The sequence below is a fragment of the Flavobacterium sangjuense genome, assembly GCF_004797125.1.
GTDB lineage: Bacteria > Bacteroidota > Bacteroidia > Flavobacteriales > Flavobacteriaceae > Flavobacterium > Flavobacterium sangjuense.
Genome location: NZ_CP038810.1, coordinates 1,493,986 through 1,513,504 on the forward strand (window position 1 = coordinate 1,493,986; position 19,519 = coordinate 1,513,504).

16 protein-coding genes are annotated in these 19,519 nt (G+C 34.1%); 10 read left to right on the top strand and 6 right to left on the bottom strand.

Annotation, left to right across the window (positions count from 1 at the left end; all coding sequences use genetic code 11):
• Positions 1–6 precede the first annotated feature (6 nt).
• Positions 7–1,719, bottom strand: a complete 1,713-nt coding sequence (locus GS03_RS06555; protein ID WP_246034187.1) for a T9SS type B sorting domain-containing protein — start codon at positions 1,717–1,719, stop codon at positions 7–9.
• Positions 1,720–1,909: 190 nt separating this feature from the next.
• Between GS03_RS06555 and GS03_RS06560 the strand changes: the two genes are divergently transcribed.
• The 4 genes from GS03_RS06560 to GS03_RS06575 are packed head-to-tail and all read left to right on the top strand — an operon-like array spanning position 1,910 to position 5,841.
• Positions 1,910–2,887: a GNAT family N-acetyltransferase gene (locus GS03_RS06560; RefSeq protein WP_136151755.1), complete on the top strand. Its 978-nt coding sequence runs from the start codon at positions 1,910–1,912 to the stop codon at positions 2,885–2,887.
• The gene (locus GS03_RS06565) at positions 2,884–3,993 is read left to right on the top strand and encodes a DegT/DnrJ/EryC1/StrS family aminotransferase (RefSeq protein ID WP_136151756.1); all 1,110 of its coding nucleotides are present in this window, start codon (positions 2,884–2,886) and stop codon (positions 3,991–3,993) included. Before GS03_RS06560 ends, GS03_RS06565 begins: the two co-directional genes overlap by 4 nt.
• Entirely contained in the window at positions 3,993–4,562 is a 570-nt protein-coding gene (locus GS03_RS06570) for an acyltransferase (RefSeq protein ID WP_136151757.1), read from the top strand. The genes GS03_RS06565 and GS03_RS06570 overlap by 1 nt, the downstream gene beginning before the upstream one ends.
• 1 nt (position 4,563) lies before the next feature.
• The gene (locus GS03_RS06575) at positions 4,564–5,841 is read left to right on the top strand and encodes an O-antigen translocase (RefSeq protein WP_136151758.1); all 1,278 of its coding nucleotides are present in this window, start codon (positions 4,564–4,566) and stop codon (positions 5,839–5,841) included.
• On the opposite strand, the gene GS03_RS06580 is transcribed toward GS03_RS06575, so the two are convergent.
• Both GS03_RS06580 and GS03_RS06585 read right to left on the bottom strand, forming a co-directional pair.
• Positions 5,838–7,151, bottom strand: a complete 1,314-nt coding sequence (locus GS03_RS06580; RefSeq protein WP_168710276.1) for a glycosyltransferase family 39 protein — start codon at positions 7,149–7,151, stop codon at positions 5,838–5,840. The two genes, GS03_RS06575 and GS03_RS06580, sit on opposite strands and share 4 nt — an antisense overlap.
• A gap of 50 nt (positions 7,152–7,201) precedes the next feature.
• Entirely contained in the window at positions 7,202–8,335 is a 1,134-nt protein-coding gene (locus GS03_RS06585; protein WP_136151760.1) for a glycosyltransferase, read from the bottom strand.
• Between the two features lie 33 nt (positions 8,336–8,368).
• On the opposite strand from GS03_RS06585, the gene GS03_RS06590 reads away from it, so the two are divergent.
• The gene (locus GS03_RS06590) at positions 8,369–9,451 is read left to right on the top strand and encodes a glycosyltransferase (RefSeq protein ID WP_136151761.1); all 1,083 of its coding nucleotides are present in this window, start codon (positions 8,369–8,371) and stop codon (positions 9,449–9,451) included.
• Positions 9,427–9,864, top strand: coding sequence for a sugar 3,4-ketoisomerase (locus GS03_RS06595; protein WP_168710277.1), 438 nt, complete (start codon positions 9,427–9,429; stop codon positions 9,862–9,864). Before GS03_RS06590 ends, GS03_RS06595 begins: the two co-directional genes overlap by 25 nt.
• Here GS03_RS06595 and GS03_RS06600 read toward each other — a convergent pair.
• Both GS03_RS06600 and GS03_RS06605 read right to left on the bottom strand, forming a co-directional pair.
• Positions 9,841–10,767, bottom strand: a complete 927-nt coding sequence (locus GS03_RS06600) for a glycosyltransferase family 2 protein (protein WP_136151762.1) — start codon at positions 10,765–10,767, stop codon at positions 9,841–9,843. The two genes, GS03_RS06595 and GS03_RS06600, sit on opposite strands and share 24 nt — an antisense overlap.
• On the bottom strand, positions 10,767–11,663 hold the full coding sequence (locus GS03_RS06605) for a glycosyltransferase family 2 protein (RefSeq protein WP_136151763.1): 897 nt from the start codon (positions 11,661–11,663) through the stop codon (positions 10,767–10,769). The genes GS03_RS06600 and GS03_RS06605 overlap by 1 nt, the downstream gene beginning before the upstream one ends.
• A 63-nt stretch (positions 11,664–11,726) precedes the next feature.
• Between GS03_RS06605 and GS03_RS06610 the strand changes: the two genes are divergently transcribed.
• Both GS03_RS06610 and GS03_RS06615 read left to right on the top strand, forming a co-directional pair.
• Positions 11,727–12,548 (top strand): 2OG-Fe(II) oxygenase, encoded by an 822-nt coding sequence (locus tag GS03_RS06610; protein WP_136151764.1) that lies wholly within the window; start codon positions 11,727–11,729, stop codon positions 12,546–12,548.
• A complete protein-coding gene (locus GS03_RS06615) occupies positions 12,548–13,807 on the top strand; it encodes a glycosyltransferase family protein (RefSeq protein ID WP_136151765.1) in 1,260 nt (419 codons plus the stop codon). Before GS03_RS06610 ends, GS03_RS06615 begins: the two co-directional genes overlap by 1 nt.
• On the opposite strand, the gene GS03_RS06620 is transcribed toward GS03_RS06615, so the two are convergent.
• Positions 13,776–14,459, bottom strand: a complete 684-nt coding sequence (locus GS03_RS06620; RefSeq protein ID WP_136151766.1) for a cell division ATP-binding protein FtsE — start codon at positions 14,457–14,459, stop codon at positions 13,776–13,778. The two genes, GS03_RS06615 and GS03_RS06620, sit on opposite strands and share 32 nt — an antisense overlap.
• Positions 14,460–14,733: 274 nt before the next feature.
• On the opposite strand from GS03_RS06620, the gene GS03_RS06625 reads away from it, so the two are divergent.
• The gene (locus GS03_RS06625) at positions 14,734–17,748 is read left to right on the top strand and encodes a tetratricopeptide repeat protein (protein WP_136151767.1); all 3,015 of its coding nucleotides are present in this window, start codon (positions 14,734–14,736) and stop codon (positions 17,746–17,748) included.
• 6 nt (positions 17,749–17,754) lie between these two features.
• A complete protein-coding gene (locus tag GS03_RS06630) occupies positions 17,755–19,491 on the top strand; it encodes a TonB-dependent receptor (protein WP_136151768.1) in 1,737 nt (578 codons plus the stop codon).
• Positions 19,492–19,519 lie beyond the last annotated feature (28 nt).

A 19,519-nucleotide genomic window follows, 5' to 3' on the forward strand; every position in this document is an offset into this window, starting at 1 on the left:
GTTTTTTTAATGATTTAAATATAAAAATCCACGCAAAGGTTCAGGATAATCGATATCGTTTAAAAACAATAAATAAAAATAAGTGCCGTCAGGTGCGTTTTTAAGACCAATGCCATCTTTTACATAACCATCCCAATCTTCGGTATTTTGATTTCCTGTCCAAAGTAATCTTCCCCAACGGCTGTAGATTTCTATTCTATAATCCAGGAAAATATTACGCAAACCGCCAATGAAAAAGGTATCATTATAAGTATCTGTATTGGCAGAAACAAAGTTGTAAACTGTTGGCGGGCAATTTCGGGTTGTCAATAAAAACGAAGTGACACTAAAACAATTATCGTTGAAAATGCGAACAAAAATTTCTTTTGGCGTTGGCATTACCTGGTAATTTGTAGTATTCAAAATCGGATTTACATCGGCAGTTGCATCTTCAAGCGTTTCATAAAAACGAACAGTATCTCCCGGATTTGTTTTAACCAAATCTTCATAAGACGAAAAGTCAAAAGTGCCACGGGTAAAGCCTTCGTTACAAGCCACTAAATTTTCTAAAGCATTGAAAGCCGGAGAAACCCAAAGCGAATCGTTTAGGATTGACGTATTATTATTTTCGATTAATTCGGTCACAATCCCTGTTCCGTTTCCTATGTCATCTACCATAAATTTTATCTCGAAATCTAATGTAATTGTATCAGGCAAAACAATTGTAATTTGACCCGAAATTGAACCGCCAATAGGAATTTCGTCGGTTGTTAGTATAGTCTGGAAAATTTGTCCATCGATATAAATTGAAACTGGAGTTCCTCTCGGCAATGGGTTGGTTGAATTTAAATTTGAAACCGTATAATTCACCACAATGGTTTTCGAATTACATTGCTTTTCTATCGAATCGATTGAAACAGTTGCGTCTGGTAATTGGCTGTTTAATTTGGTTACAACCGTATTAATCATCACAAAATCCTGGAAAGAAGTAAGCGAAATCTCTGCAGTTGTATCGCCGATTGCTATATTGTTTTGAATATCATAAATATCCAAATCCATATTGTACAAAGTGTTGCTTCCGGTTATCGAATTTGTTCCGTTAAAAACATTATCTGGTGGATTCGAAGCATTGCTTAATAAGGTTCCGTTCATTCTGAATTCTTCCGTTGCCAAACCCGAATCACCTTCCCAGGCAACAAAACCTACTTTGGAATTATTGTCGTCTATAACATTTAAACTACTCAAAGTAATCGATAATTCATCCGGAACGCCTTGTAAACCATCGTAAACGTTGATTTGATTTAATGGTAGCGCATCATTCTTATAAACAATTACAATTGCCCAACCTGCAAAATTGGTTCTTCGTTGAATATGTAACGCATCAAATGCCGAATTGTCTAAATTGGATAGCGTATAATCACCGTTTCCTGTAGTTTGAATCAGAGAAGTAACATCTTTAAAAGCACTAAAATAGGTTAAAGTCAGACCGGGAAATTCCCTAACAAGTGAGAAAGTCCTATCAGGAGTGATGACTTCTGAATTTAAATTGACTTCAAAATCACCATCGCCACTTCCGGCCCAATATAAATAGGCTTTTTCAATTACATCAGTAGCATTTAAAGAAAGTGTTGCTGTAGAAGAAGTGGTTGTTACGAAATCAAGAGTTGTGTTGTTTTCAGCAATATTCATAGTATTGCCTATAAACGTAAAATCATAACGACCATTAAATTGGTTGTACAATGTTACATTTTGCCCATTAGTTTTAAAAATGAAACAAACAAGAATAATAAAACAGAAAAAAAGTCGTTTTAATTTCAAAGCAAAAACGGTTAAGAAGATAAAATTAAACAATATTTTTGGAAATTGAATTTTTAATAAGAACGACTTTTTTAAAATAAATGTTTAATTTTCCGATGTTTAAAAGCGACTTGTGAAAAACTACTCTATTAGACCTTATACTTTAGAAGATTATGCTATTTGGAACGACTTTATAAGTAGTGCCAAAAATGCAACGTTTTTGTTTCACCGCGATTTTATGGAATACCATTCCGATAGATTTCAGGATTTTTCGTTGCTTGTTTTTGAAGGAGAAGAATTGGTTTCGGTTCTTCCGGCCAATCGGGTAGGAGATACTGTTTTTTCTCATCAGGGCTTGACTTATGGTGGATTTGTTTTTGACAGTAAAATCAAACTGGGCGAAGTGATTGAGATAACAAAGGCTGTTTTAGCGTTTTTGAATCAAAACAATATTACCACTTTTCAACTCAAATTAATTCCGTCAATTTACAACGCCTTTTTTTCTGAAGAAATTGAATATGCTATGTTTTTGGCGAAAGCCAAATTAATACGCAGAGATTGTCTTTCTGTGATTGATTTGACAAAACCTTTTACGGTAACTAAAACCCGGAAAGAAAGTATTCGTCGTGGTGAAAAGAACAAATTAGAGATTAGAGAAGAGCTGAATTTCAACTTGTTTTGGAATGAGATATTGATTCCAAATTTGACAAAAAAGCACAATTCAAAACCAGTTCACACAGCTGAAGAAATAATTAGGTTGCAGCAAAAATTTCCAAAAAATATTCGACATTTTAATGTTTATGTTGATAACAGGATTGTGGCGGGAACAACTATTTTTATAACAAATGCCGTAGCACATCCACAATATATTTCGGGAAATGAACAGAAGAATGAATTAGGAAGTATAGATTTCCTTTATAATTATTTGATTACAGAAGTTTTTGCTGCTAAAAATTTCTTTGATTTTGGCCCTTCACACGAGGGAAATGGAAAGAAAATCAATGAAGGGATTCTCTTTTGGAAAGAAAGTTTCGGCGCAAAAACAACTGTCCAGGATTTCTATGAAGTTCAAACATCAGATTATCATCTTTTAGAAAATGTTATGCTATGATTAAATTCCTCGACTTACAGAAAATTAATCAGCAATATCAAGAGCAATTTCAGCAAAAAATGGAATTGGTTTTAGATAAAGGTTGGTTTATTCTAGGTGATGAAGTTAAAATATTTGAAAGCATTTTTGCAGATTATTGTGGCGTAAAGCATTGTATCGGTGTTGGTAATGGTTTTGATGCGTTGGTATTGATTTTTAAAGGATATATCCAACTTGGAAAACTTAAAAAAGGTGACGAAGTTATTGTTCCTTCGAATACCTATATTGCTACTATTTTAGCAATCTTGCAAGCCGATTTAATACCTGTTTTAGTTGAACCAAAATTAGACACTTACAACATCAATACCGATTTAATTCAGCATAAAATAACCGCAAAAACTAAAGTCATTTTGGCGGTTCATTTATATGGTCAATTGGCCGAAATGGAAACCATAAATGTTATTGCCAAACAAAATAATTTATTAGTAATTGAAGATGCTGCGCAATCACATGGTGCAATTTCTAAACTTAAAAAAGCAGGAAATCTGTCTGATGCTGCAGCATTTAGTTTTTATCCGGGTAAAAATCTAGGTGCATTGGGCGATGCAGGTGCGATTACGACTAATGATGATGCTTTGGCTAAAGTGATTTTTGCTTTGAGAAATTATGGCTCAGAACAAAAATATCATAATGAATTCATTGGCGTAAATTCGCGTTTGGATGAATTACAAGCGGCTTTTTTGAATGTGAAATTACCACATTTAGATAGTGAAAATGAAATCCGAAAAACTATTGCAAAAAGGTATTTGTCAGAAATCAAAAATGACAAAATAGTATTGCCAGCCTATGATTTGTCAGGCAATCATGTATTTCATTTATTCGTTATCCGAACTTCAGAAAGAGATGTGCTTCAAGCTTATTTGAAGCAAAATAATATAGAAACGATTATTCATTATCCAATTCCGCCACATCAACAAAAAGCTTTCGCTCCCGAAACTTTGAGATGGAATTCGCTTTCATTCCCCATAACCGAAAAAATTCATCAGGAAGTGTTAAGTTTGCCAATAAGTCCAGTAATGACAAAGGATGAAGTTGATTATGTAATTAAAATTTTAAATCAGTATTAATGGAAATTTTTAGTAAAATAAAATTTTTCTTTTTTGGCGTTCTAAGAAATTGGAAGTACAAATTCCTGTCTGACTGTAACCATGTTTCAGGAAAACCAAAACTGTTTCATCCCTTACTTTTGAAGGGAAAAGGTAAAATATCCTTTGGCAAAAAGGTGCAAATTGGTGTTGTTGCTTCTCCAAATTTTTATTCGCATTATGCTTATTTGGAAGTTCGAAATTCAGACAGTGAAATTACCATTGGTGATAATGTTGCTATCAATAACGCCTTTTCTGCAGTGGCTTTTTCAAAAATAACCATTCAAAGCAATGTTTTAATCGGAGTAAATTGTGCCATAATTGATAATGATGGACACAATCTTGAAATTGACAAACGAAATGATGATGAGCTGAAATCGGAACCTGTTTTTATTGCCGAAAATGTATTTTTGGGAGATAATGTAACCATTCTAAAAGGAGTAACCATTGGCAAAAATTCCGTTATAGGAAATGGTTCCATTGTTACTAAAAGCATACCTGAAAATGTAATTGCTGCCGGAAATCCGGCACGAGTGATAAGAAACCTCTAAATTGAAAATTTTAAAACAAAATACATTACTAAAAGTTTTGTCGCTGAATTCTGTTTCGGTAGCAGTGAGTTTTGTTTTGGGTATTTTTTCTTCTAAAATCATTTCTGTTTTTCTGGGAACATCGGGCATGGCTTTGATGGGAAGTTTTAGAAACTTTGCCTTAATGATAAAATCGATTGCAACACTTGGTATCAGCAACTCGATTGTCAAATTGTTTGTCGAAAATAAAGAAGATAAAAAAGAACTTTCGGTTATATACTCCACATTTTTCTGGGTTTTTCTAATTATTTCAAGTGTATTGGCATTGCTTGTTTTGGCTTTTGCATCACCCATTTCAGCCTTTTTATTTTACACAACTAACTACACAATTCCCATTCGCTTTTTTGGATTATTGCTTCCGTTTATGGTGATTAATACTTTTTGGCTGGCCATTTATAACGGTTTGGAAAAGTTTAAAAGAATAATGATTATCCAGATTATTTCGAATGTTTTAGTCTTCGGTTTGACGGCTTTGTTAATCTGGAAGAAGAATATTTTCGGCGGACTTTTATCTGTTGCGATTGGGGAGGTTTTGATGGTTTTAGTGACGTTTGTTTTTGTTAGAAAGCATGCTAATTATTTCAAATTTGACCTTCAAAAATTGATTAGCAAAAAGTATTTCAAGATTATCAAAAGGTTTTCAGTAATGGCATTGCTAACCGCTATAATTGCTCCGTTGACATTGCTTTTTATACGAAACATGATAGTCGAAAATTACTCTATTGAAGAAGCAGGAATTTGGGATGCAGTCAACAGATTGTCGAGTTTTTATATGATTTTTTTTAGTTCAGGATTGTCATTGTATTATATGCCGAAACTGGCGTCAATTCATACGGAAAAGGAATTTAAAGCCGAATTAAAATCGTATTTCAGCGTTTTTCTTCCTTTGTTTTTGGCGATGTTGATTGTGATTTATATTGCCAAAGGAATTATTTTGAAACTGGCATTTACTGCCGAGTTTTCACCCGTTGAAAACATATTGATTTGGCAGCTTTTAGGAGATTTTTTCCGAATAATGACGTTGGCATTTGGTTTTCAAATTCTCGTAAAAACCATGATGAAGCGTTACTTTTTAGTAGAAATAGTTTTTAATTTAATGTACTTTTTGCTTTCTTTTTATTTGATAAAACAAAATGCAACAGCAGGCGTTTTGCAGGCTTATTTTTATACCAATGTTTTTTGTTTTCTATTGGTTTTGGTCTTGTTCAGAAAACTTTTCTTCAAAAAAAGCAGCAACTAATTCCCTGAATACACATTGTAGTATCGGGTTTTATATAAAGGTTTTTTGCTTTTTGTTTTGTCAAAATCCAACCCAATAATGCTATAGTCATACGGCAAAGTATCAGCAGAAACATTCTTCCCTTTTTCTTCCGCAATTTTATAATTGGTGAAACCATTCGATATCAAATCAAATTTAAGATTATAAAAAATCAAATTGCCATTTGTATAATAATGATGATTGCCCTGAATCTTTTTGATGATTTTATCAGAAGTTATATTCAAACCCCAATCTTTATCTTCATAAGCTAAAATTTTAGTCTCAAAATTGAAAAGAGAAACACACTGAATAACTAAAAGCAGCGGAAACATATAACTCAGTTTAAGTTTGTCAATGGTTGTTTTATATGGCATAAGTACTAGTAGCAATAGCACAATACTGCAATAATTAAACACTCTTGCATACGGATTTACACGCTGAATGACAATTAAAATTAAAGGCGTAAGAATCATAACCACCACAAAAAATATTGCTCTTCTTTCCTTTGATTTCCATATAAAATATAGACTCAAACTACATATGGCAATCACAATCAGCCAATGAATTCCTGTGATTTCCTGAATCGCTAAAAGAGGATAAACCGGTATTGATTTTAAAGTTGGAATAAATCCCATTGGTTTTACATACAGATTGCTGATAATGCTGTTTAATCCGCAGTTGTAAATTATTGGGGCATAAAGTAGGATTGATGTCAAAAAAATGCCAAAACCAACTTTGAATTGTGTCCAAAACAAATGACGTTTAACAAATACTATATATACACTTAGCGATATAATTGGGTAAATAAATGTCGGAATCGTATACAATCCAATTACCGAAAACAAACCAAAAAATAAAAAGTTTTTTCGGTTTTCGTCACCATCAATAATCTTGAAAGTATAATATAAACAGCCAATAAACAATAGTGTAACCAAACCGTAACCTCTGGCCATATAGCTGTAATACACCGTTAAAAAAAGGCCACTGTATAAACCAACGAGAAGCAATCCGAAGTTTCTACTGAAAAAAGTAACCGCAAATTTATACAGCGCCAAAAGAGTCAAAATGTTTATTACAATCGAAGTCAGCCTGATTTTAAAAAGGAGGTTTCCAAAAGGTAAATTATTGCTAATGCCGGTTAGTATCGAAAAAAAAACATGGTTATTTGGAGCAGGATAATTGGTAACCGTTTCTGCTAAACCTTCGCGTGTAAATAAGATATAGGTACAGGCTTCGTCAAAAGAAACCGGCAGCGTCAAAGCGTAATAAACAGAAACGATTGTGGCTGTCAAAAGAAGCCATAGAAATAGAAAATGGTTTTGTATGAAATGAGTCAGCTGCTTCATTTCGTCCAAGTGTCAAGATACTTTTGGGCAATTTTTAGATAATCGTGTTCTTTTTCTATAAAAGTTCTGGCACGGTTTCCAATCGCTATAATTTCAGTTGGATTCTCAATTAAAAAAGACAGTTCATTTACCAAATAATCAACATCAGGCAAACCATTTATAGCAACCTTTTGAGTTAAATTATAATGTTTTTCAAAGATATTGCTCGCATTTGTAAAAACAACTTTTCCTTTTGCCATAGCTTCTAATCCGTTGCTTCCCTGATCATGTCCGTACAATTGGTCAAGCAAAATATGCGCTTGATTGTACCGGCTGATATAATCATTATAGGGAACATTTTCGGTGACAAAAACATCAATTTTGTCGTCATATTTTTTCTTTATGATTTCCAAAGCTTTTTCAAAAAAATCATTTCCTTTTTTGAAATAACTTTCCCGATTGATACCATGAAAAATGATGATTCTTTCGTTGATTACTAATTCCTTTTTTGGAAATTTATCAACATTCATCGGACTCGGAATTAAACCCAAATACTTTGGATGATTTTGCAACGGAATATGATAATCCAAATCGGTGGCAATCACACCTTGTATATTTTCATAGATATACTGATGCAGTTTTTCAAAAGGTTTGGTTCTGAATTTTAAAACATTAGAGAACTCTTTGTTCGCAATTTTTCCGGCTAAATAAGGCTGTACAATCGATGGATTATCGGTATGCTCAAAGTTGTAATCGACATACATATAATCATCGCCGGCCGAAAGCAAAAACACTTTTTGGTTGTGTTTGAAAAGGTATTTCAGAATCTTTTTTTCATGTCTGTAATCACAAAAAAAACTATTCTCATTTATCAATTGAACAACGTCAAAATCTTGAAAATGGTTGCTGTTTTTCCGGAATTGGCGATACGTTAAATAGGAAGAAATATCAAAACCGGTAAGAACCAAAAGTCCCAGTTTAATTTTTTTTCTGAAACCCGAATCCCATTTTTTCTCCAAAGGAAAATCAACCGGAAAATCTTTGAAACCATCTTTAAAACCCAAAATGATTACTTCGTTTCCAAGCTTTTGCAACCCTTCTTTTAAGGAATTATGCAATCGGCTGTATTCTCCAATGAGTAAAATCTTCATTTCTTACTATATTTGATGCAATATAAGTAAGAAATGAAAAACAACAACAAAATTGCTATAGTTTCCGCTTCACTTGGTGTTGGCGGCGCTGAGCGTTTTGCGGGTTTGTTGAGTTTTATGTTGCATGACTTGGGTTATGAAGTGCATCACATCATAATTTTGGATCATGTTGATTATGATTACAAAGGAACTTTAGTCAACTTAGGGAAATTATTTTCCGAGGAGAAAGGTGTTTTCAGAGCCATAAAAAAAGGAAAATACATTGCCAAATATCTTAATGAAAATGATATTCAAACGGTAATTGACAATCGTTCCAGACCATTTTTTATACGTGAGGTTTTCACCAAATGGATTTATGGCAACAGAAAATGCTATTTTGTGATTCACAGCTCGAATCTTGAAATGTATTTTTCTAAATTCTCTTTTGGAGCGAATTATTTATATCAAAAGGCAACCAAATTGGTTTGTGTTTCGAAAGATATTGAGAATAAAATTGAAGAGAAATATACTCTCAAAAACACCACCACAATTCATAATCCGGTTGATTTTCCCGAGAAAATATATCAATTGCCCAATCTTATTCCGAAGAATTGCATTTTGTTTTTTGGCCGGTTTGAAGAAGAAATCAAAAACTTTACTTTACTGCTCAACGCATTTAAACAGTCCAAAGTTTACGGAAAAGGAACGATGCTGTTGCTTATTGGCGATGGTTCGGACAAGGATTTTATTCAGGCAAAAATTGTGGAATTGCAATTGGAATCTTTTGTACTTGTTTTACCATTTCAAAAGAACATTACCGCATTTATCCAAAATGCAAAATGCACTATTCTGACCAGTCGTTTTGAAGGTTTTCCTATGAGTTTAGTAGAATCGTTGGCAGCCGGAACTCCGGTTATTTCAGTAGATTGTGAAACCGGTCCAAAAGAAATTATCCAAAATAATTTCAATGGATTATTAGTAGAAAATCATAACGAAAATGCCTTGTCCGAAGCGATAAAGGCGATGATTGAAGATGAAAATTTATATCAAACCTGTAAAAATAATGCGCAAAAAAGCGTAGAACATTTATCTTTGACAACCATTGCGCAACAATGGAAACAATTATTAGAAGCATAATGACAACAATTCACGACGCCATAACTCTTGATATTGCCAAAGTTCACGATACACGTGGCAATCTTTCTGTACTTGAAGGAAATGCGGTTCCATTTGAACTGAAGCGCGTTTATTATTTATACGATATTCCGAGTGGTGCAAGACGTGGTGGACATTCGCATAAAAATCAGCAGGAATTTTTAGTGGCTTTGAGCGGTAGTTTTGATGTGGTTTTGAATGATGGCAACGAACAAAAAACGGTTACGCTCAACAAACCTAACGTTGGCTTACTAATCGTAAACGGCATTTGGCGTGAGTTGCAGAACTTTTCTTCGGGTTCAGTTTGTTTGGTTCTAGCTTCGGATATTTTTGAAGAGGAAGATTATATCCGTGATTTTGAAGAATTCAAATTATCTAAAAACGGAATTTCCTAAACCAATATTGGCTAAAAACACTTTAAATTTTAGCAGCATTCTTAAAATAATTGGCGGGAATTGAAGTAATAGCCGTTTCTTACTATTCAGGTTTTTCAAATCAATTTTAGCATAAATTTCTTGTGATGTTTTCTTATCGCCATTGAGATTGCATTTTATCACAGCTGAAAATCGATTTAAGTCCATGTACTTTTTCAACCTGGAATTCTTCTTTTCTTCTGCAGCATATTTTTCGAAAGTATAAGATTCAAAAAAGTAATCCGAATTTCGGGAAATGCTTTTATCATCATAAACATAGCGTGCCAGTATTTTGCGAATAAAAACGACTGGAAATTCTAATCCAATTCTAATCCACAATTCGGTGTCTTCGCCATTTTTTATTTTAGTGTCAAAGGCACCAACTTTGTCAAAAATACTCTTGTGAATGCAAACACTCGATATCCACAGCACACATTCCTTTTGGCTCGCATCAAAGAAATTCACGATTTCATAATCAGATTTATTCGGAATGGAATAATGCGCTTTAATGAGTTTGCTTTTAGTTTCAATTTCTATAGCCGAAGCAAAGACTTTTTGCTCAGGAAGTTTTGAAATAAAATGATGCATGGTTTCCAAAAAGTTGGAATACCAAAAGTCATCAGCATCAAGAAAGCAAATGTAATCTGCTGTTGCTTTTTCAATTCCGAAGTTTCTTGTCACAGCTATGCCTTCATTTTTTTTGGTAAAGTACTGAATTCGGTTGTCGTTAAATGCTGAAATTTTGGCTTCACTTTGGTCGGTTGAACCGTCATTTATAATAATAATTTCGAAATCGGCAAAAGTCTGGCTCAAAACGCTTTCTAATGTTTTGGCAACAAACTTTTCTTTGTTATAAACTGGTATGACTATCGAAAAATAAGGCATCAGCGAGAATTTATTTGACAAAAATAACCCAATCGATACACATCAAATATAAATAGCGAAGGATTTTTAGAAAGTAAATTTTTGGTATAAAGGCTTTTAAAAATTCCAAATCCAAAAGCAGCAATTTTTACTAAATGCAACCGTTTTAACTTGATATATGTTTTGGTCAGAGTTGTGTCTTCAGGATGAATGATGTTTTTGTCCAGAACAAGTTTTAAATTTTCCAATGAGCTGTGGAACTTTTCCAGGAAAATCGCAGATTTCTCCAAATTTAAATGATAGGCTGGATTTTCGATATGACCAATGGCAATTTGTTCTCTTTTTAAACCCAAAATAAAAACAATGTCTTCATAACCATAATTAAAAATCTCATTGTCAAAAGGATGCGAAAGCAGTACTTCTTTTTGAACCAAAATATTTGAAATCAAAGTATAATGAAAAGGATTGGAAAGTCTTCTAGATAAAGGAGTTTCTTCTCTGCTTTTCCCAAAAACCCAACGCAGCATTTCATCAGGTTTTGGCTTTTCATTGTAATAAATAATTCCACCAAAAATGGCTCTTTCTTTGTTGTTTTTTAAGCTTTCAATATACGTTTTGATAAAGTCTTTTTCTTTTGGGATAGTGTCGCAATCCATCAATAGAACCCAATCATATTTCGCTTTTTGAACCAAAGAATTTCTGTTTTGGCCACGACCGAGATTGGTTTTATGTCGCTCAAATCGGCAATTTGAAAGCTGATTTATTTTCGAATTGATTTCGGTGTTTTCGTTAATTGGCGATGCATCATCTGCCACAATAATTTCAAATTCAATGCTTTCCGAAACTGCCTGACGATGCAATTCTTCTACCAATGGCAAAGTGTTATAATTGTAGGTCGGAATTAGAATTGAAATCATTTAGAAAAACAGAATTAAGTAATATCTTTACAAAGAAAATGTTTTTTTCACAATTCTAACCTTATGAACCGAATAGAATTAGCAACGCTGATTTTTGACAGACTTGTTTCCGAAAAGGAACGGCTCAAGACTGAATTTCGCAATTCAGATTCAAATATTGGTTTTTTTTTTCTTGATGATTTGTTGCCCAATGATATTGCGTTACAAATTCACGCTGTTTTTCCCAAACCGGAACAAATGGTTTTGAAGAAAAGCTTGCGTGAAGATAAATATGTTGCGGCTCAGATGAATTTGTATGATCCTTTGTTAGAGGAAATAATTTATGCTTTTCAGGACGAAAGAGTAGTGAAGGTTGTTGGTGAAATTTGCGATATACAAAATCCAATTCCGGATGAACATTTATATGCCGGCGGTATTTCGATGATGGGGAAAAAACAGTTTCTGAATCCGCATTTAGACAATTCACATGATAAAGACCGCAATTTATGGCGCGTGTTGAATTTGTTGTATTATGTTACGCCAAATTGGGAGGAATCCAATGGCGGAAATTTGGAACTTTGGCCAAATGGCTTGAAACAAAAACAAATCACGGTTCATAGTAAATTCAATCGATTGGCTGTGATGGAAACGCATAATGATGCATTGCATTCGGTTTCTCCGGTTGTTTTTGATGGCTATCGTCGTTGTGTTTCTAATTATTACTTTGCAGTATCTCCGTTGCAGGATTCGGATCGATTTCATGTAACTTCATTTCGTGGTCGTCCTGAAAATAAATTCTCCGATTTAGTTTTACAATTAGATACTTTTCTGCGAATGACAGTGCGGAAAATTTTCAAAAAAGGAATCAAAGAAAATCCACATGTTTACAAAAAAGATAAGCCCTGATGAAGTCTTTTTTGCTAAAATATAAATACCATTTTCTTATCGTTGTTGTGGGTTTGTGTTGTTTGGAACTATTGAATTTCCCGTTGCAATTAGACAAGCAAACACTGATTTATCCTGATTGCTCCAACTATCTGGAGTCAGCTCAAAAAATGTATCTGAAATTTACCGGTCATTATTACCGTCCGATGTTAATGGCATTTATCACTGGAATTCCCTATTTGTTTGGCAGTTCTGATGCCGGTATTTTTGAATGGAGCTTTGTTGTAAATGTCTTTTGTTGGTTGGGAACATCGATTATTTTATTTGAAGTTCTCAGGAATTTTGTCAAAGAAAAAGTGGCTTTTTGGTTTGCGATACTTCCTTTTTTTATTTTTGGAAATATCATTTTGAATTACCATTTACTGACTGAAAATATCTTTGTTTTCTTTACGGCGCTTGCTTTCTATTTATTGTTCCAATATTATAAAACAAGTAAGTTTTGGTATTTGTCATTGTCGTTATCGCTTGTGTTATCAAGCATGCTGATAAAACCCGGCGCTAAGTTTTTTGGGATTGTTATGCTGTTGTTTTTTATCAGAGAAATTCTGAAAAATTACAAGCATAAAAGCATGATTTTCCTTTATGGAAGTTTGGCAATGATAACGATTCAGGTTGTTGGGATGAAGGTGCAATACGGCGATTTTACCATTAGTTATATTGATGGCGTGACGTATCACAATTACATTTGCAGCAAAGCCGAATGTTTTAAAAACGGAAAGGAATACAATCAAATTGACAACCCAAGAGCAGAATATTTATTTGGTTTGGATTTTACAGACCAGAAGAAAGTCGCCTTAGAAGATTTAAAACATCAAATCAGAACTAATTTCCCCAACTTTATAAAAGCTTATTTTTCAGATGTAATCGAGAATTCCAAATCAGGAAATGCCTGTATTCAGGATTTAAAGAATTATGATAATAAGGCAGATTTCCCTTTTTGGAAACAACTCATTTTTGATATCACAAAATGGCAAAACAGAATTTTTACTTTATTGGCTGTTTTGTTGTCGGCTTTGTTTTTATATACCAATTTCAGAAAGGAAAGAATATACTTTTTTGTTGCCTTTTTTATAGCATACATCATAGTATTATCGGGAATATCGTGCGGTCAGGGCGATAGATTTCACCTTGTGGCTTTTCCTTTTGTAATATTGCTTTTGGGTAAATATTTATCGGAAACCAAACAATTTAAACCGTCTTCTGAACAACTTCAAAAATAGTGCTGTCTTCGCATTTCAATGTTTTGGCCGGGAATTTCATAATCACAGCATAATCGTGGGTTGCCATGATAACTGTTTTTCCGTTATCATTGATTTTTTTCAAAACGCCTAAAACTTCAGCACTCGTTTGAGGGTCAAGATTTCCGGTTGGTTCGTCAGCCAAAATTAATTCCGGATCATTCAATAAAGCACGGGCAATCGCCACTCTTTGTTGTTCTCCGCCCGAAAGTTGGTGTGGCATTTTGTTAGTCAAACCAATCATGCCAACGCGTTGCAACACATCGTCAATTTTGACCTGCATTTCAGTTTTGTCGGTCCAGCCGGTTGCTTTCAAAACAAACAGCATGTTTTCGTTTACGCTTCTGTCCGGTAACAATTGAAAATCCTGAAAAACAATCCCAATTTTTCTTCTCAAAAACGGAATCTCATCTTCTTTCAGATTCAATAAATCATAGCCAACAATGTATCCGGAACCAACAGTTAAAGGCAAATCACCGTATAGTGTTTTCATAAAACTACTTTTTCCGGTTCCTGTTTTACCAATGATATAAAGGAATTCACCTTGTTTAACATCAAGATTTATTTGTGACAAAATCACTTTGTTTTCTTGGTAAATCGTTACATTTTTTAGAGATAAAACAGTTTCTGACATGGGTAATTTGTTTATTGGGTAAATGTAATAAGATAAGGTTTGTATTCAAAATATATTTTTAAAATAACTTTTTTGTCACCCTGAGCGAAGTCGAAGGACAAAACCCATTTTCCGGAGACAGTTAAAAAAATGATAAAATTTAAACCTAAAAGCCTAATTCACATGTTGTACGCTCATTTGTTAAAATTGTTTAAAAGAATGTTTATAATAAATGGCGCGGTTTTTACGTTATAGGTATATAGAGTATAATTTTGGATAAATTAAAATAAAAACTATGCGCAAGAGTTTAATGTTATTTTTTCTATTTTTTATAGCTGTAATACCGAATGTTTCAGGTCAACAATCAGCTATTTACACCAATAATTTGTCGGATTTTGATAATGCGGTTTTGTTGTTTAAAGACAAACAATACCAATCAGCTCAAATCTTATTTGACAAAGTAAAAAACGACAATACTACCGAAGATATTCAGGCAGATTGCGCTTATTACATAGGTATTTGCGCGATTCACCTGAATCAGAATAATGCGGATGAACTTGTTGAAAAATTCATCTCAGATTATCCAACAAGTTCCAAACAAAATCAAGCCTACATTGAAGTGGCGCAATATTATTTTGAACAGGGAAAGTTTCCTCAGGCACTGCAATATTTTGACAAAGTCGATGAAAATGCGTTGACTTACGAGCAAACTGAAAAATTCACCTTCCAGAAAGGTTATGCTTATTTTACAGCAGGCGATAAAAAAGCCGCCGCAGATTACTTTAATAAAGTGGTTAATTCCAAAGAATATGGAACACAAGCCAATTATTATTTAGGGTTTATGCAATATGAAGGAAACAATTATCAGGAAGCCAATAAGTATTTCGAAAAGGTAGAAGGCGAAGAAAAGTATTCGGATAAACTATCTTATTTCAAAGCTGATATGGCTTTCAAGGAAGGTAACTTTCAAAAAGCGATTGACGCCGGACTTGCAGCTATGCCAAAATCGAACGCTTCGGAAAAATCAGAATTGAATAAAATCATTGGCGAAAGCTATTTTAATCTGCAGCAATACGACAAAGCATTGCCTTACCTAAAAGAATACAAAGGCAAAAAAGGGAAGTGGAACAATACCGATTTTTACCAATTGGGTTACACCTATTACAAACAAAAAGATTACGAAAATGCCATTTCGCAATTCAATAAAATCATTGACGGAAAAGATTCAGTAGCGCAGAATGCGTATTATCATTTGGGTGAATGCTATTTCAAAACGGATAAAAAGCAACAAGCTTTAAACGCTTTTAAAAGCGCGTCGGAAATGGATTTCGACAAAAAAATTCAGGAAGATGCCAATTTGAATTACGCCAAACTGAGCTACGAAATCGGAAACTCTTACCAATCTGTGCCGGATGTATTGTCTGCTTTTTTAGCTAAATATCCAAATACGACAAGCAAAGCTGAAATCGAAACTTTGTTGATTAACTCTTATATCACATCTAAGAATTATAAAGATGCGTTGACTTTATTGGAAAAAAATAATACTCCTGAAAACAAAGTGGCGTATCAGAAAGTGTTGTTCTACAGAGGAATTGAATTGTATACTGACGGAAATTATAAGGAAGCGTTGGGCATGTTTAAGAAATCAATTGCCAATCCGCGAAACGAAAAAATAACGGCTCGCGCTACGTTCTGGAGAGGTGAAACCGAATATGTTTTAGATAATTTCAGCGATGCAACTTTGAGTTTTAAACAATTTGAAAGTTCGGCTGAAGCCAAATCAACTCCGGAAAACAAGAACATTAATTACAATATTGCGTACGCTTATTTCAAGCAAAAGGAATACGACCAAGCTGGGAATTATTTCCAAAAATATGTTGACGGACCAAAAGATGACAGAGTTCGGTTGAACGATGCTTATCTAAGATTAGGCGATTCACGATTTGTTACTGCTAAGTATTGGCCAGCGATGGATGCCTACAACAAAGCCATTGATATGAAAGGCATTGACTCGGATTATGCCGCTTTCCAAAAAGCATTAAGCTATGGATTTGTGGGTAAAAACGATAAGAAAATCGAAGACTTTAATTCGTTTTTGGCTAAATTCAAAACGTCACAATATCGCGATGACGCTTTGTTTGAATTAGGAAATACATACGTTACCGAAAACAAAACTGATTTGGCGATTAAAACTTATGACCAATTGTTGAGCGAATTCAGAAATGGTTCGTTTGCTTCGAAAGCGATTCTGCGTCAGGGATTGATTTATTATAACGCTCAAAAAGATGAATCGGCTATTGCCAAATTCAAAGAAGTGGCTGCAAAATATCCAAGAACTCCTGAAGCTTTAGAAGCGGTTTCGACAGCGAGATTGATTTATATGGATAACGGAAAAGTGAATGAATATGCGGCTTGGGTAAAGACATTAGATTTTGTTGAAGTGTCTGATGCCGATTTGGATAACGATACATATGAATCAGCCGAAAAACAATATTTGCAAAATAATACGAAGCAGGCTATTACGAGTTTGAGTGGTTATGTTAAACAATTTCCAAACGGAATTCACGCTTTGAAAGCCAACTTCTATTTGGCACAATCACTTTACACTGACGGAAAAGAAGCCAGCGCTGTTCCGAATTATGAGTTTGTAATCGGTAAACCAAGAAACGAATTTACCGAGCAATCGTTAGCGCGTTTGGCTGAAATTCATTTGAAAAAAGACGATTATACGAAAGCGGTTCCGGTACTGCAACGATTAGAAACAGAGGCTGATTTTCCACAAAACGTAACTTTCGCGCAAGCCAATCTGATGCGTGCGTATTACGACCAAAAAGATTATGCGAATGCGGTTGTGTATGCTGATAAAGTTTTGGCAAATCCAAAAACAGATAACAAAATAAAAAGTGATGCGCAGATTATCGTCGCACGTGCTGCGATAAAAGTGAACGACGAGCAAAAAGCGAGAACAGCTTACGCAAAATTGTTGACCATTGCAAAAGGAGAATTAGCAGCCGAAGCCTTGTATTATGATGCTTATTTCAAGAATAAAGATGGAAAGTATGAAGATTCAAATAAAACAGTTCAAAAATTAGCCAGGGATTATTCGGGTTATAAATATTTTGGAGCCAAAGGCTTGATTGTAATGGCGAAAAATTATTACCAATTGAAAGATAATTTTAGCGCTACTTCTATTTTAGACAGCGTTATCAAAAATTTCAAAGAATTCGATGATGTTGTTTCTGAAGCGCAAACCGAATTAAATATTGTCAAAGGTGAAGCAGCTAAAACAAATTCTTCTATCCAAAATTAAAATCAAATGAAAAAGACATTTCAATATACTATAGCAGCCTTTTTGTTTTTGGGAAGTTTCCATAAGACAACCGCACAAAAGAAAGATGACAACATTGGAACCGAAGTAGTGAACGTTGTAAAACCTTATACGCCTTCAATTTCGGATGCGTTTAAAGTAAAAGAAACACCAACGCTTGATGATGAAGAAACTTCTAAAAAAGAGAACATCCAATACAATATTTTTTCGTTTCCGGTAGCTTCAACGTTTGCACCAGCCAAAGGAAAAGCAGCAAATGTGGATAAAAGTGCGGAAGAGAAAATATTTAGTAACTATATGACGCTGGCAGCAGGAAATTATGGTGCAGTTAACGCTGAACTTTTTATTACCGAAAACGTCAGCAACACGGATTATTTTGGTGGAATGTTGCGTCACAGTTCGGCTCAGGGCGGAATAAAGGAAGTGACTTTGGATGATAAGTTCATGAATACGGCTTTGGATTTAACCTACGGAAGCAGAACGAAAGCAATGTCATGGAATGCCGATTTGGGTTATAAAAATCAAATATACAATTGGTACGGAATTTATCCTGGGTTACTGTCTGATGCAACGATTGAAACCATTGACGAACGACAAACGTATCACACTTTATATGTTGGTGGAAGATTAGGATTGAGCAATGTCTTAAAAGAAAGCACATTAAAATTCAGCCGTTTTTGGGATGCTTTTGGTTCGGCAGAAAATCGTTTTGTAGCAAAACCATCATTGGAATTTGATATTGTGGAGCAAAAAATAAAAGCCGATTTTGTATTAGATTACATCAGTGGTTCGTTTGATCAGAATTTTAACAAAACAGCTTCTATAAAATACGGTTTTACCAATGTTGGCTTTCAGCCAAGCATCAAAATTCGCAAAGATGATTTGACAATAAATGCAGGAGTTGGTTTCTTCTACAGCGCAGCGCAGGAAGCCGGAGAAAGCAAATTCTTTATTTATCCGCAGGTTACAGGTTCATATAAAATCGTTGGCGATTTGATGATTTTTTATGCTGGTTTGGAAGGAACATTACAACAAAACTCATATCATGATTTTGTACAGGAAAACTTCTTTGTTTCACCAACACTTGGCATTGCTCCAACAGATCAAAAGTTTGATATTTATGCCGGTTTAAAAGGAAAGTTGGCAAGCAGTATTAGTTATAACATCCGCGGTTCATACAAAAATGAAGATGGAAAAGCACTTTTCAAAAGCAATATCTATGATCATTTTAATGCAAATACTGATGGTTATACTTTCGGGAATTCATTTGATGTTGTTTATGACAAAGTAAAAACGGTAAGTTTCTTTGGTGAACTGAAAGCAGATTTCTCCAAAAATGTATCTTTTGGTATCAACGGAACGTTTAGCAGTTATTCAACCGATATTGAAAAAGAAGCATGGAATTTACCAGCTATAAAACTGGCTACAACACTTGATGTTAACATTACACCAAAATGGTATGCGGGAACGAGTTTGTTCTTTGTAGGCGAAAGAAAAGATATTTTCAGACAAGCTACAGTAACGCTGCCTTTTCCTCCGGATGAAAACATAACATTAAAAAGCTATTTCGATTTGAATGCACATGTTGGCTATAAATATAGTGAGCGTATGACTTTCTTCTTAAAAGGAAACAATTTAGCCAATCAGGATTACCAAAGATGGTTAAATTATCCTGTGTATGGATTGCAGATTATGGGTGGCGCGAGTTATAAATTTGATTTCTAAAATAAATAATTTCAAAATGAATCCTGTA